Source organism: Methyloceanibacter sp., from assembly GCF_049590335.1.
Lineage (GTDB): Bacteria > Pseudomonadota > Alphaproteobacteria > Rhizobiales > Methyloligellaceae > Methyloceanibacter.
The window spans coordinates 1-14,084 of the sequence record NZ_JBAWCQ010000121.1 but is presented as its reverse complement, the minus strand read 5'-3'; the positions used below and the strand labels follow the sequence as shown (position 1 = coordinate 14,084).

Sequence of the window (14,084 nt, the reverse complement as noted above, 5' to 3'; positions counted from 1 at the left end):
AAGTTAGGCGCTTTTCGCAAGCGGCTCTTCGACGTCGGCTGGACGTGCCGTGCGGATGGGCAACGAACAGGTCACCGTCGTGCCGGAGCCCTCGCGGCTCTTGATCTCGATCGTGCCCCCATGCAGCTCGACCAAGGCGCGCGAGATGGCAAGGCCAAGGCCGCTGCCCTGATGGCTCTTGGAAAACTGGTTTTCGACCTGCTCGAAGGGGCGCCCGAGCTTGGCGATGTGGCCCTGTGCGATGCCGATCCCAGTGTCCTTGATGGCGATCTTCAGCTTGCCGTTGCTGCGCGTCAGATGCACGTCGACGCGGCTGCCCTCGCGGGAGAATTTCACGGCGTTGGAAAGCAGATTGAGGAAGATCTGTTTCAGATAGCGCCGGTCCGCTTGGATGGGGAAGCGTTTCGGGCCATGACGCTCGAGCACGATGCCGCGTTCGGCCGCCGTTTGGCTCACGACCTTCATGCTGTCTTCGACAATATCGGCCACGTCCACGTTGCTGATATCCAACGTCATGCGGCCGGCTTCGATCTTCGACATGTCGAGAATGTCGTTGATCACCTCGAGCAAGTAGGCGCCACTCGAATAGATGTCGCGCGCATATTCCTGATACTTCTCGTGACCGAGCGGGCCGAACAGCGATTGCTGCATGACCTCGGAGAAGCCAATGATGGCGTTCAGAGGTGTGCGCAGTTCGTGGCTGATATTGGCGAGGAACTCGGACTTGGCCCGGTTCGCCGCTTCCGCGCGGTTTTTCTCCAGCGCATATTTTTCCGCCAAATCCACGAGCTGTTGCTTTTGGTGTTCAAGCTCGCGCCGCGATAGACGCAGTTCGGCGACTGATGCACGAAGCTGCTGTTCGCTTTCGGCGTTCTTGGTCTGGCTTTTCTTAAGATCGGTGATGTCCGTGCCGACGCTCACATAGCCGCCGTCACGTGTGCGGCGCTCATTGATGTGTAGCCAGCGGCCGTCCTCCAGCTGGGCCTCGTAGGTCCGCGATTGGCGGTCGCCCTTGCCGGCCACGGCGAAGCGCTTGGAGACGATAGGTTCGGATGCCGCGGCGATCACCTCGTCGTAGGCACTGCCCGGCTGCACCATGTCATCGGCAAGGCCATGGAATTGCTGGTACTTGCTGTTGCACATGACCAGCTGGTTATGATTGTCCCACAGCACAAAGGCCTCGGAAATGGTCTCAACCGCATCGCGCAACCGCGCATTGGCGTCCGCAGAGCCCGGAGCCGCATTGGGATCGGCGAGTACGGCCATGCCTGTTAAGTAAGATTCGCTTGTACCGGTGGCGCGGGAAATGTGGCCGCGCAGGCGGATCGTCACCCAGTGACCCTCCGCATGGCGCATCCGGAAGCACTGATCGAACAGGCTCATACCTTCGCGCAAATGACGGTCGACTTCGGCCCGCAGATCGTCCTCCCGGTGCAGCCTATTGGCGATCATCCCGTAGGACACGACCCCGGACGCGGGCTCCATGCCGAGCAGCGCATACATTGGCAGGGACCAATCCACGTGGCCGCGCGGGAGATTCCAGCGCCACACGCCGCAACCGGGCAGAGCATCGGTGAGTTCGCGCGTGAGCGTGTTGGATTCCTCTCTCTTCCCGAAAGGCGTCAGATACCAGAAAGCCCCTGCGAAGAGCATTAGGATCAGCCCACCGCAGACGAGGAGGGTCACTTCGATCAGCGTATTTCTCTGCCAGCCTGCAAGCGCGCTTGCGACGGGCTGGATGAGCGTGAGTTGAGCATCGGTGTGCGGAACGTTGCGCACGGTCACCAAGGCATCGGTGCCGTCATTCAACGTGACGCGCATCACGCCGGCATCGGCGCCCATTATCGTGAGGGGCTGGCCGGGACCGAGAACTTTGAGCAGATTTCCATGGAAGTCGGTGCCGATCGGGACCCGCGCCTGGATGCCGCCTTCGGCATCGGACAGTAATATGACGCGGCCCGCGCGCGCGGCGCTATAGGGCAGGGTCCGCGCCAGCTCTCCCTGCCAATCTGCACTGGAGGCCAGGACTTCGCCGCTTAGCTTCAGCGAGCTGACATCGGCGTTCAGGGAAAGCTGCTGCCGTGCCGCGGTCAGCGCTGCATCCTTCCCATTCCCGATCTGAAAATAGAAGCCCAGGCACGCAATTAGGGTAAAGCCGACCAGGAAAACCGGGACGAGCTGGCGCAACCTCTCAGGTGAGGGGAGATGTTGATCGACGAGCGCGCGGATGTCCTGCCATCGTGGCCCTGCGATGGAATAGATTCCCGCACCTCGCGCAGGACGAGCCCGCGCCATTCGGTCCCCCTTCTTCTCCTAATCATCGTCCCGGAGAAGTTGCCGCATCTCCGAATCGCTTCCGTCCATGGAATCGAGGACTGAAGCATCTGTCTAGTAAAAACCTGTGGAAATTACGTTAACAAGTCGTTGACAGGGAAAGGCCGATTCTAGGCTGAGCCCAACGTCTTGGTGACGATCTCGTAGGCGTCCGTGGACAGTTTTGTGCCGGAAAGGCACTCAAGGGCGGCTTTTGCATGGGCTTGCCGTCCAGCTTCCAGGGTTTTCCAGCTTTCGAAGGCGCCGAGCAGGCGGGCCGAGACATGCGGATTAAAACCGTCGATTTTTAGGGCTTGGTCCGCAAGAAACCGGTAGCCCGCGCCATCGGCCCTGTTGAAGCCGGACGGGTTGGCCATGGCGAAGGAGCCGATAAGGGCCCGGACGCGGTTGGGATTTTTCAGCGAGAACTTCGGATGGCTGAGAAGCCTATATGCCGTCTCGACTGAATCGGGCCGCGCCGCGCGGGCCTGCACCGCGAACCATTTATCGAGCACGAGCGGATCGTCCTGCCATCGCGCATAGAAGTCCTCGAGAGCCTCCTCTCGGGCGGGCGAGGGGATATGTGACAGGATCGATAGCGCGGTGATAGCGTCCGTCATGTTAGTGGCGGCGCGATAATGGCGAAAAGCCCGGTCCGTGGCCTCGTCCGTCCCCGTGGCGGACATCAGATCGAGCGCCGCGTTGCGGAGCGCGCGCAAGCCCGCACTTTCCGGGTCCGGCGAAAAGGCTCCGTCCATAGCCGTGGAGTCGTAGATCCCCAAGAGCGTGTCCGCCATGGCCGCGCTGACATTTGCGCGCAAGGTGTTGCGAGCCGTCAGAATGGCGTCGGTATCGACATTGCGTCCGAGTTCCCGGGCGATGTCGGACTCGCTTGGAAGCTTCAACGCTTCGGCGCGGTAGGTGGGCGCCAGAGTCTCGTCACGCAGAGTCGGTTCCAAAGTCTGCGCAAGGCGCCCCGCCTGGGTTCCACCGACCGGCCCAAGGTCGAGGCCGTTCCGTGCAGCAGATGCGATCAGGTTGGTGGCGTAAGTCTGTGCCGCCTGCCAGCGATTGAACGGATCGCTGTCATGGATCATCAAGAACTCGATTTGCTCCGGCTTGAGGCTCGTGGTCACGCGCACGGGCGCGGAGAAATCCCGCAGGATCGACGGGGTCGGCGGGGCAGGGATGTCCTCGAACTCGAAGAACTGTTCGCGCTCGGTGAGCTCCAACAGCCCGTCCGGAACGATCTCGCCATCGAGCTTGAGAGGCAATTCGTCGCCATTGGCGCCGATGAGGCCGACTTTGAGCGGGATATGCATCGGCTCCTTGCTGCCTTGACCCGGCGTCGGCGGGACAACCTGGCTCACCTTCAACCGTGCGGTTTTAGCGTGCGGATCGTAGTCGAGCGAGCAGGCGATCTCGGGCGTGCCGCTCTGCGTGTACCAGCGCATGAATTGGGTTAGGTCGCGGCCCGAGGCGTCGGCCATGGCGGATATGAAGTTCTCGACCGTAGCGGCCTCTCCGTCGTGCCGTTCGAAATACAGCGCGATGCCGTTGCGGAAGGAGTCCTGGCCGAGAAGCGTTTGGAGCATGCGGCAGAGTTCGGCACCCTTTTCGTAGACCGTCGCCGTGTAGAAATTGTTGATCTCGATATAGGAGGCGGGGCGCACCGGATGGGAGAGGGGACCTGCATCCTCCGGGAACTGACGGGCCTTGAGCAGACGCGCGGTGAGGATGCGCTCGACAGGGCCCATGCGGACGTCGCCCGTGAATTCCTGATCACGGAAGACGGTAAGCCCCTCCTTCAGGCAGAGCTGAAACCAATCGCGGCAGGTGACGCGGTTGCCCGTCCAGTTGTGAAAATACTCATGGGCGATCACGCTCTCGATCGAGGCGTAATCGGCGTCGCTCGCTGTATCGGGCCGCGCGAGGACGAGCTTATCATTGAAGATATTGAGGCCCTTGTTCTCCATCGCGCCCATGTTGAAGTCGGACACGGCGACGATGTTGAACACGTCGAGATCGTATTCGAGGCCGAACCGGTCCTCGTCCCAACGCATGGCGCGCTTCAACGACTCCATCGCCCAATCGCAGCGATCCTCCTTGCCGGGTTCGACATAGATGCCGAGCGCGACTTCGCGTCCGGACGCGGTGACAAAACTATCGTGGATCGAGGCGAGGTTGCCGCCCACAAGCGCGAACAGATAAGAGGGCTTGGGATGCGGATCGTGCCAGACGGCATAATGCCGGCCGGTTCCATCGATCTCGCCGGACTCGAGGGGGTTGCCATTGGAAAGCAGCACAGGGGCTGCCGCGCGATCCGCCTCGATGCGTACCGTGTATGTCGCCAGAACATCCGGGCGATCGACGAAATAGGTGATGCGACGGAAGCCTTGCGGTTCGCACTGGGTGCAATAGGTGCCGCTGGATAGGTAGAGCCCCGACAACTCCGTGTTGGCCTCGGGGTCGCAAAGCGTGACGATGTCGAGGGTGAGCGGCCCTACGGGCGGGTTGGTGATCGTGAGTTTGCCGGGGCTTAGCGTGTAGCGGCCAGCCTCGAGCTCCTGTCCGTTGAGGGCGAGGCTTTGGAGCGTCAACGCTTCGCCGTCGAGAACTAGCGGCGTGCCGGCCACGGTGCCCGCGCCGGGCTCAATCGAAAGCCGTGAGGCGACACGCGCGCCTTTCGGCGCAAGGCGCACGTCGAGCGCGACTTCCTTGATGAGGTAATCCGGCGGCGCATAGTCCTTGAGGAACTTCGTGCTTCGGCTCTCGTCGTTCATTCTTGGGGCCTCCGGTTACAGTTCAATACGGCGTAAGCGCAACGCGTTCCCCACGACGGAAACGGAGGACAGGCTCATCGCGGCTGCCGCGATCATCGGCGATAGCACAATTCCGGCGACAGGGTAGAGCACACCTGCCGCGATGGGGACGCCAATCGCATTGTAGAAGAATGCGAAAAAGAGATTCTGCTTGATGTTGGCCATGGTCGCGAGGGACAGTTTCACGCCGCGCGCGACGCCGCGGAGATCGCTTCGGAGCAAGGTTATGTCGGCGCTCTCGACGGCGACATCGGCGCCCGTGCCCATGGCAATCCCGACATCAGCTTTGGCCAGCGCCGGGGCATCGTTAATCCCGTCGCCCGCCATGGCAACAACCGCGCCTTGCTTCATGAGCCCTTCCACGAGTTCCAGCTTGTCCCCCGGTGTCATACCGGCATGGACCTCGTCGACCCCGAGCTGGTCCGCGACGGACTGGGCTGTCGTCATGTTGTCGCCCGTCGCCATCACAAGGCGCAGGCCGAGACCGTGGAGCGCGGCAACAGACTCCTTTGTGCTCTGGCGGATCGGGTCGACGACGGCGACGATGCCGGCGAGCCGGTTGTCGACCGCCACATACATCACAGTCTTGCCCTCCTTGCGTAAACGCGAAACCGCGTCCTCGACGGCAAGGATGTTGATGCGGTAGTCGTCCATCAACAGGGCATTGCCGAGCCGCACCGCGTGTCCGCCGATATTCCCGCCCACCCGGCCAATGACGCCCTTACCGGTCACGGCCTCGAAGTCCCGCGCCTTCTCGAACTTGACACCCTGGTCTGCGGCGCCTTTCAGGATTGCGACCGCAAGCGGATGTTCGCTGCTGCTCTCGAGTGCGGCGGCAAAGCTAAGAACCTTGGTCTTCGTGTAGCCGGTTGCCGCTTCGACGTTGGTCAGCATGGGTTTGCCTTCAGTGAGCGTGCCGGTCTTGTCCACGACGAGCGTGTTGACCTTGGCAAGACGCTCCAGCGCCGCGGCATTGCGGATGAGAAACCCCGCCTGTGCACCGCGGCCCGTAGCGACCATGATCGAGATCGGGGTCGCAAGACCGAGCGCACACGGGCAGGCGATGATCAGAACACTGACTGCTGCCACCAGAGAGTGGGCGAGCTGGGGTGCGGGCCCGGTGAGCAACCACACGATGAAGGCGATGACGGCGATGGCGATGACCGCCGGGACAAAGTAGCCCGCCACGCTATCGGCAAGGCGCTGGATCGGCGCGCGGGAGCGCTGCGCCTCGACGACCATGTTCACGACCTGGGATAGGGTCGTCTCTGCGCCGGTCCGGTCCACGCGCATATCGAAGGCACCGGTGCCATTCAACGTCCCGCCGGTAACGGTATCGTTTTGCGCTTTTGCCACAGGAACGGGTTCGCCGGTCAGCATGGATTCGTCGACCTGGCTGCGGCCGTCGATCACGGTACCGTCGATAGGGACCTGATCACCGGGCCGAACACGCAAGACATCGCCCACCTGAATGTCGGCGAGGGGGACCGTCTCGGTCTCGCCGCCATCGTGCACGCGTAAGGCCGTCTTGGGCGAAAGTTCGAGCAGCGCCCGAATGGCGCCACCGGTTTTCTCGCGGGCGCGCAATTCGATAACCTGCCCTAGCAGGACCAGCGCGATGATGACGGCGGCCGCCTCGAAATAGACCGGCACCAGCCCGTGCGCGTCCTGCATCGTTTTCGGGAACAGACCTGGCGCGAACGTGCCCACAACGCTGTAGACATAGGCCGCGCCCGTGCCTAGGCCGATCAGCGTGAACATATTCAGATGCCTCGTGCGCAGTGACTGCGCCCCGCGCACGAAGAACGGCCAGCCGCACCATAGAACGACCGGCGTTGCTAGCACGAACAGGAGCCGTTGTTTAGCATGCGGTGACAGGAACGGCAGCAGGTCCAGTCCGAGAAGATGCCCGCTCATCTCGATCACGGCCACGATCAGCGCGAGGGGGACTGCGACCCGAAGACGCCGGGTGAAGTCGATGAGCTCCTCGTTGGGTGCATCGCCTGCGGGAATGCCCATGGGCTCCAAGGCCATGCCGCAAATGGGGCAGGTGCCAGGGCCCTCTTGGACAATCTCGGGGTGCATGGGGCAGGTGTAGAGCGTGCCGGGCTGGATAGCCTCAGACGCGGGGACGCCGTTCAGACATCGATCCGGGTCCGCGGTAAATTTCTCCCGGCAGCCGTCCGAGCAGAAATGATATGTTGTGCCGTCGTGGTCCGCGCTGAACTTGCCGGCATGATGGTCGATCTTCATGCCGCATACGGGATCGACGGACGTCTCGGTGGGCTGGAATGTTTTGTCTGTCATGCTTTCAAGATCGTGATCAGGTTAGGCTCATATACTCGTTCACGAGCGTCCGTGCATCTGCTAGGCGGAAGGGGTGCGGATCATGCTGACCCTTCGGGGATGATGGGAGACCGTTCAGCTTGAGAACAGTTGCATGGGAATTGTGCATCGCCTTGGCGGCGGTGGTTGGCGTCGGCGCAGGATATCTCGTCTCGGAAGGAAGCACCACGGCGGGCTACCCCTCCAACCTGGCCAAGGACCTTGCCGAGTTGAAGCCGGGACCCGAGACCGATCTGATCCTCTACGGCAAGCGTCTGGTTGTGAACACACCCCGCCTGATCGGCAAGGCCGCGCAAAATCCCGCAATGGCCTATGGCGGCAACAACCTGTCCTGTCAGAGTTGCCATTTGAACGGTGGCCTCAAGCCCTTCGCTGCACCCTTCGTCTCGACGGCCGCGACGTTTCCGATGCTGGTGGACAACAAGGTCGTCACGCTGCCCGATCGTATCAATTCCTGCATGCGGCTCGGGCTGAACGGAAAGCCGTTGCCCGAAGACAGCCGTGAGATGACGGCCTTGATCGCCTACCTCAAATTCGTGGGCAAAGACTCGCCCCCGGGCGTACGGCTGCCGGGCTCCGGACTGATGCCGATCGCATTGCCCGGCGATGTCCCGAGTGCCCGGCGTGGCGAGACTGTTTACACGCAGCACTGCGTGAGCTGTCATGGTCAGGATGGGCAGGGCGCCCCAAGGCTGCCGCCGGAAGTTGGCTATTACGTCCCGCCGATCTGGGGAGCGGAGAGCTTCAACGGCGGTGCGGGCATGGGCCAGATCGCGTATGCGGCTTCGTATATCCGCGCGAACATGCCCGTGGGAGTCGACTTTAAGAACCCGCTCCTGAGCGTGCAGGAAGCCTGGGACGTCGCCGCTTATATGATCGCCCATCCCCGGCCCATCGCGCCCGCAAACTCTCCCGTCATGCCGATGGTCATCGAAGATCTGCCGATCCAGGCGCCGCCAGACCCCGATGCCGCGCTGCCGGGGCAAGAGCTCGTGCCCGATTTGGCAACTCAGCCGGCTGGCCAGGCGCCGTAGAGCGGCTCCCGTGCCGCGAACAGTCTTTGCATTGGCCAATAGTTCGACTATTCTCGATATATGGATTTTAATCAGAGTCTCATCGCGCTCTCGGCTCTCGGTCAGGAGACGCGGCTGGAGGTGTTTCGCCTCCTGATAAGGGCCGGTCTCCAAGGGATGCAGGCTGGCGAGATCAGCTATGCGCTCAATGTGCGGCAGAACACGATGTCAGCCAATCTCAGCGTCCTGATGCGGGCGGGCCTCATCCGCAATGCACGCGAGGGCCGGACGATCCGGTACTACTCGGACCTGAATGGCACACGGGGTCTCCTGGCATTCCTGGTGGAGGACTGCTGCGGCGGCAACGCTGATCTCTGCAAATCTGTTCTGGATGAGATCGTGTGCGAGTGCTGAGGGAGAGTTCTGTGACTGCCGTTATCCACCACAACCCGCAATGCGGTACGTCCCGCAACGTGCTCAAGATGATCGAGGCCTCGGGCGAAGAGATCCTGGTGATCGAGTGCCTGGACACGGGCTGGAGCCGGGGGAAGCTGCTCGCGCTTTTTGCCGGGGCTTCTCTCACGCCGCGAACGGCCTTGCGCGTCCACAAGTCTCCAGCCGAGGAAGTCGGCCTGACTGACCCTTCGGTTTCTGATGAGGCGCTGCTGGATGCCATGCTCAAGAACCCGGTCCTGGTCATCCGTCCCATCGTCGTGACGCCCAAAGGCATTCGCCTGTACCGTCCGAGCGAAGCGGTTATCAAACTTCTGGAGAATCCGCATTTCGGTGTTTTCACCAAAGAGGATGGTGAGCAGATCGACACGAGGAGGGCATAGGTTTTGACGGTGAAGCAGAACGGGCACGACCTTCCCAACATCGACTTTGAACACATGCAGCCGGTCGATACCGATTACTATGCCGGGGCCGGCGATCCGGGGCATCCGCCGCGCATCCTCCTGCTTTACGGTTCGCTGCGGCCACGCTCGTTCTCGAAGCTTATGGCCCTCGAAGCGGAGCGCCTCCTGAAATGGCACGGGTGTGAAACCCGCATGTTCGATCCGCACGGATTGCCGCTGCCGGACTCGGAGGAAATCGATCATCCGAAAGTTCAGGAGTTGCGGGACCTGGCCGCCTGGTCCGAAGGGATGGTCTGGGTCTCGCCGGAACTCCACGGCGCCATGACCGGCATCATGAAAGCGCAGATCGATTGGATCCCGCTGGCGCTGGGTGCGGTGCGCCCGACGCAAGGCAAGACGCTCGCCGTGATGCAAGTCTGCGGTGGTTCGCAGAGTTTCAATACGGTCAATCAGATGCGCGTACTCGGGCGTTGGATGCGCATGTTGACAATTCCAAACCAGTCTTCCGTGGCGAAGGCGTTTATGGAGTTCGATGATGACGATCGCATGAAGCCTTCGACCTATTACAACAGGCTCGTCGATGTGATCGAGGAACTGGTGAAGTTCACCTATCTGGTGCGCGGCCGTGCGGAGCCTCTAGTCGATCGCTATTCGGAACGCGTGGAGAGCGCCGCGGAACTGTCAAAGCGGGTTAATCAGAATAGCCTTTAACAGGTTCTTTGCATGGACTTGCGCATATGCCCCTTCCTCGGCTAATTGCCGCCTTGCGATTGCCGCACTGCATCACCACGTTCCGGTCTTGCATTCACTGAGTGAGCTTAAGTCGTTGAAACCAGACTCTCATCGCTTCTGCGTCGCACCGATGATGGAGTGGACCGACCGTCATTGCCGCACATTTTTGCGGCTAATCTCCGTGCGCGCTTTTCTCTACACCGAGATGGTCACGGCCGACGCCGTTCTCCACGGCGATCGCCTGCGCGTGCTTGGCTTCAATGCCGCCGAACATCCTGTCGGACTCCAGCTGGGCGGCAGCGATCCGGCCCGGCTCGCCGAGGCCGCGCGCATTGGGGCCGATTGGGGCTATGACGAGATCAATCTGAACATCGGCTGCCCGTCGGACCGCGTGCAGTCCGGCTGCTTCGGCGCTTGTCTCATGGCCGAGCCTGCGCTGGTCGCTGACTGCATCAGGGCGATGTCAGACGCGGTGCGCGTGCCCGTGACGGTGAAGTGCCGTATCGGTATCGACGATCAAGATACGGAAGAGAGCCTCGATCGCTTCGTCGACACGGTCGCCGACGCCGGCTCCAAGATGTTCATCGTCCATGCCAGAAAGGCTTGGCTGGACGGTCTCAGTCCCAAGGAAAACCGCGACGTCCCACCTTTGGATTACGATCGCGTACACCGGCTGAAGACGCGGCGTAGCGATCTCGCCATTGTCATCAATGGCGGTCTCACGTCGCTGCCAAATGCTGCTCCCCATCTCGTTCATGTGGATGGCGTGATGTTGGGCCGGGCAGCCTATGCCGACCCGTATCTAATGGCGGATGTGGACCGGACGCTCTACGGCGAAGCCGAGCCGCCGCTCTCGCGCCTCGAGGTGCTTGAGCGGTTCATCGATTATGTTCAGGGCGAACTCGATCGCGGGGTTGGGCTGAACGCGATGACCCGCCACATCTTGGGGCTGTTTCACCGCCAGCCGCGTGCCCGTGCCTTCCGGCGCCACATTGCCGAACATGCGCACCTTCCCGGCGCCGGTATCGAGGTGCTCCGACACGCACGCCATATTGTCAGCGGCGATGCGCTGGGCGCGGATGCTGCGGAGAAAACGTCCGCCGCCGCGTAAGGCCGCGTGCCAGCGTACTATCCCTTGGCGCGATACGGCGTCCCCAAAAGGTCACCCATCCTGCCTAAAGATCACCTGCCTTGGCATTTTGAACTTTGTCGTCTTCCGATGGTGGCGCGGGATCGCGCTGGATGCGCCAGAGCGAGTAGAGAATGCCGGCGGCGATCAGGGCCACGGTCACGCTGAGCGAAACCGATGCCGGGAACTTTTCCCATCCCGCCAGATCCGCAACGAAGATTTTTGACCCGATGAACACCAGGATCATGGCAAGCGCCGGCTTGAGGTAGGAGAAGCGGTCGATGACGGCCGCAAGCGCGAAATAGAGCGCGCGCAAGCCAAGGATGGCGAAAATATTGGATGTGTAGACCACGAACGTATCGGTGGTGATCGCGAAAATTGCCGGGATACTGTCGAGTGCAAAGATCACGTCGACGATCTCGATCAAGATCATGGCGACGAAGAGCGGCGTGACCCAGGTTACGATTGCGCCGGTCTTGCCGTCGGGCTCGCGGACAAAAAAGCGTTGCTCGCGCAGCTTGGGCGTAATGCGCAAATACCGCCGCATGATCCTCAGAGCGGGATTTTCCTTGATGTCCGGCTCGTCGTCGCCGGGAAGCAGCATCTTGATCCCGGTAAAGATCAGCAGCAGCGCGAAGATGTACAGAACCCAGTGAAAACTCGCGACGAGCCACGCGCCGATAGCGATAACAAGGCCGCGCAGCAAGATGACCCCGAGAATGCCGTAAAACAGTACCCGGTGTTGATAGATTCGGGGAATGCCGAAATACGTGAAAATCAGGGACATGACGAAGATGTTGTCCATGGACAACGTCTTCTCCACTAGGAAACCGGTGAGATACTCCTTGCCGCTGGTGGGGCCCGCATAGACCCAGACCCAAGCGCCGAAACCGAGGCCGATCGTGATGTAGAAAGCGCTGAGAACGAGACTTTCCCTGACGCCAATCTCGCGGGCTGTGCGGTGAAAAAGCCCCAGATCGAGAGCAAGTAGAATGACCACGATGGTCATGAAAATAGCCCACATCCATAGGGGCGTGCCCATGACCAGGGTGTCAGTGAACTCCATCAAGTAAAACTCCGGAAAATCGGGATGGTAGCGCCGCTAAGCGACAGGCTCGGCCGGTGTATTAGCACGGTTGGCGCCAAATTCATCCGTTACGATGTTCCGGATTAATACGGCAAGATTGTCGAAATTGTGCTGCGGGTTTTTGGTCTTGCGCCACAGCATACCGATGGTTCGGCTAAGGCCGCGGCTGCCGATGTCGTAGGTCTTGAAGCGCGGGTCCTTGCTGACGACGCTACGCACATACAGCCCCGGCATCAGGCTCACGCCAAGACCCGTGGCCATCATTTCGCGCAGCGTGTCGAGACTGGTGCCTTCGTAGTCGTAGCGAAGGTTGGCACCACACTCGGCCGCGAGATTGACAACAATATCGCGGAGCTGGTGTCCGGGTCCGAGCGCCAGCAGGTCGACGCCTTCCAGGTCGGCCGCCTTGACGCTGGCGCGGTTCGCCAGCTCGTGGTCGACGGGGACGGCGAGATAAAGCGGCTCTTCAAAGAGGACGGCATCCTTGAGACCGCTCTGGGTCACGGGGAGAGGCGCGATGACCACATCGTGCAGGCCCTCGGCCAGCTCGCGGGGCAGGGCGTGTGGGAGCTCCTCGCGCACATAGAGTTTTAATTTGGGGTAGGTGGCGTGGAGGCTGGGCACCACGCGCGGGAGCAGATACGGGCCAATCGTGGGGGGAAGGCCGAGCCGGACTACGCCGGCTATGCCTGCGCCGACATGACCTGTAACGTCGACAATACGCTGGGCGTCGCGGAGCATGCGGCGCGCGATCTCGACAACTTCAAAGCCGAGGGGAGTCACGACGACGTTCGAGCGGGACCGTTCGACGAGTTGAACACCAAGGCGGTGCTCAAGAGTCCGCAACTGTTCGCTCAAGGTTGGCTGTGTGACATTGACTCGCTCGGCGGCCCGCCCAAAATGACGGCAGTCAGCCACGGATACCAAATATTCCAATTGTCTCAGTGTAGGCACGGTATTTTTCCCTTCCATACTTGGATGTAGGGTACTGACTTTTCTATTCTACAAGCATAGATAATTCCTATCAAAATTATGATATTTCCTTTCGAAAGACCTGATGGGCGTTGATAGCTGGCGATTCTCCCTCTCAGGGCTTGTCTAGGCCTCGCTATCCGAGGCCTAGCAATTCGAGGTCTTGCCATCGCGAGCGCCGATGACTTTGCGGCCAGCTTTCAATTGTCTGCCACGGGCACGCCTTCCCAAGTAATCAACAGCCGAATGGTTCGGCTATTTGTGAACTTCGAAACGGATAGGAGGACGTTTGTAATGATGTGGAAGACGATCGCGGGTGCCACTGCCCTCAGTTTGATGGTTGTGGGAACTGCTCACGCAAGCCAAGCCCCCAATCTCTACGAGCGGGCAAACGCCGATGGATCGTTCAAGGCATTTGTTACTGAAGTCAACGCGGCCGGACTCTCGGATGCCCTCAAGGGCGCTGGGGAATGGACGATCTTTGCACCCACGGACGAGGCCTTCGCGGCTTTGCCCAACGGCACGGTCGAGCGGCTGCTGGAACCGGAGAACAAGGATGAGTTGGTGATCCTGCTCAAAAATAACATCATCCCTGGGAAGAGTTTTGTGAGCCAGTGGGCCAATGGCAAGGTCGCTACCCAAACCAAGACCGGCAACGCCATCGAGATTGATGGAGCGACCGCAAATCAGTTCACGGTCGACGATGCTCAAATCGTCAGGAAGAACATCCCAGCAGCAAACGGCATGATCCACGCACTAGATGGCGTGCTGGTTCCGCCGGAATCGTAATCACAACTAGGGAGCGGGGGGTGT

11 protein-coding genes are annotated in these 14,084 nt (G+C 61.0%); 6 read left to right on the top strand and 5 right to left on the bottom strand.

Features of this window, described 5'->3' with window-relative positions; all coding sequences use genetic code 11:
• Window positions 1-3: 3 nt before the first annotated feature.
• The 3 genes from WBQ77_RS09735 to WBQ77_RS09725 form a co-directional block, all read right to left on the bottom strand.
• Window positions 4-2,295 carry an ATP-binding protein gene (locus WBQ77_RS09735; protein WP_424060023.1) on the bottom strand — a complete coding sequence of 764 codons (2,292 nt, stop codon included), beginning with the start codon at window positions 2,293-2,295 and terminating at the stop codon, window positions 4-6.
• Window positions 2,296-2,444: 149 nt separating this feature from the next.
• A complete protein-coding gene (gene pepN, locus WBQ77_RS09730) occupies window positions 2,445-5,096 on the bottom strand; it encodes an aminopeptidase N (RefSeq protein WP_424060021.1) in 2,652 nt (883 codons plus the stop codon).
• Between the two features lie 15 nt (window positions 5,097-5,111).
• Complete coding sequence (locus WBQ77_RS09725) at window positions 5,112-7,442, bottom strand: heavy metal translocating P-type ATPase (RefSeq protein ID WP_424060019.1); 2,331 nt, start codon at window positions 7,440-7,442, stop codon at window positions 5,112-5,114.
• A 119-nt stretch (window positions 7,443-7,561) separates the two neighbouring features.
• On the opposite strand from WBQ77_RS09725, the gene WBQ77_RS09720 reads away from it, so the two are divergent.
• The 5 genes from WBQ77_RS09720 (at window position 7,562) to dusA (ending at window position 11,194) form a co-directional block, all read left to right on the top strand.
• Complete coding sequence (locus WBQ77_RS09720; protein WP_424060017.1) at window positions 7,562-8,515, top strand: c-type cytochrome; 954 nt, start codon at window positions 7,562-7,564, stop codon at window positions 8,513-8,515.
• Between the two features lie 60 nt (window positions 8,516-8,575).
• The gene (locus WBQ77_RS09715) at window positions 8,576-8,908 is read left to right on the top strand and encodes an ArsR/SmtB family transcription factor (protein WP_424060015.1); all 333 of its coding nucleotides are present in this window, start codon (window positions 8,576-8,578) and stop codon (window positions 8,906-8,908) included.
• An 11-nt stretch (window positions 8,909-8,919) separates the two neighbouring features.
• Complete coding sequence (locus WBQ77_RS09710) at window positions 8,920-9,330, top strand: arsenate reductase family protein (protein ID WP_424060013.1); 411 nt, start codon at window positions 8,920-8,922, stop codon at window positions 9,328-9,330.
• Window positions 9,331-9,333: 3 nt separating this feature from the next.
• Window positions 9,334-10,062 (top strand): arsenical resistance protein ArsH, encoded by a 729-nt coding sequence (gene arsH, locus WBQ77_RS09705; RefSeq protein ID WP_424060011.1) that lies wholly within the window; start codon window positions 9,334-9,336, stop codon window positions 10,060-10,062.
• 115 nt (window positions 10,063-10,177) lie between these two features.
• Entirely contained in the window at window positions 10,178-11,194 is a 1,017-nt protein-coding gene (dusA, locus tag WBQ77_RS09700) for a tRNA dihydrouridine(20/20a) synthase DusA (protein WP_424060009.1), read from the top strand.
• A 64-nt stretch (window positions 11,195-11,258) separates the two neighbouring features.
• Here the strand turns inward: dusA and WBQ77_RS09695 are convergent, their stop codons facing one another.
• Both WBQ77_RS09695 and WBQ77_RS09690 read right to left on the bottom strand, forming a co-directional pair.
• A complete protein-coding gene (locus WBQ77_RS09695) occupies window positions 11,259-12,278 on the bottom strand; it encodes a TerC family protein (protein ID WP_424060007.1) in 1,020 nt (339 codons plus the stop codon).
• A gap of 36 nt (window positions 12,279-12,314) precedes the next feature.
• A complete protein-coding gene (locus WBQ77_RS09690) occupies window positions 12,315-13,271 on the bottom strand; it encodes a LysR substrate-binding domain-containing protein (protein ID WP_424041953.1) in 957 nt (318 codons plus the stop codon).
• A 294-nt stretch (window positions 13,272-13,565) separates the two neighbouring features.
• Between WBQ77_RS09690 and WBQ77_RS09685 the strand changes: the two genes are divergently transcribed.
• Window positions 13,566-14,060: a fasciclin domain-containing protein gene (locus tag WBQ77_RS09685; RefSeq protein WP_424060005.1), complete on the top strand. Its 495-nt coding sequence runs from the start codon at window positions 13,566-13,568 to the stop codon at window positions 14,058-14,060.
• Window positions 14,061-14,084: the final 24 nt, after the last annotated feature.

What these genes read in the sequence shown, in the direction of transcription:
- WBQ77_RS09735 (WP_424060023.1), bottom strand. Translation starts at nt 2,295, where the DNA reads ATGGCGCGGGCTCGTCCTGCGCGAGGTGCGGGAATCTATTCCATCGCA.
- pepN (WP_424060021.1), bottom strand. Translation starts at nt 5,096, where the DNA reads ATGAACGACGAGAGCCGAAGCACGAAGTTCCTCAAGGACTATGCGCCG.
- WBQ77_RS09725 (WP_424060019.1), bottom strand. Translation starts at nt 7,442, where the DNA reads ATGACAGACAAAACATTCCAGCCCACCGAGACGTCCGTCGATCCCGTA.
- WBQ77_RS09715 (WP_424060015.1), top strand. Translation starts at nt 8,576, where the DNA reads ATGGATTTTAATCAGAGTCTCATCGCGCTCTCGGCTCTCGGTCAGGAG.
- WBQ77_RS09695 (WP_424060007.1), bottom strand. Translation starts at nt 12,278, where the DNA reads ATGGAGTTCACTGACACCCTGGTCATGGGCACGCCCCTATGGATGTGG.
- WBQ77_RS09690 (WP_424041953.1), bottom strand. Translation starts at nt 13,271, where the DNA reads ATGGAAGGGAAAAATACCGTGCCTACACTGAGACAATTGGAATATTTG.
- WBQ77_RS09685 (WP_424060005.1), top strand. Translation starts at nt 13,566, where the DNA reads ATGATGTGGAAGACGATCGCGGGTGCCACTGCCCTCAGTTTGATGGTT.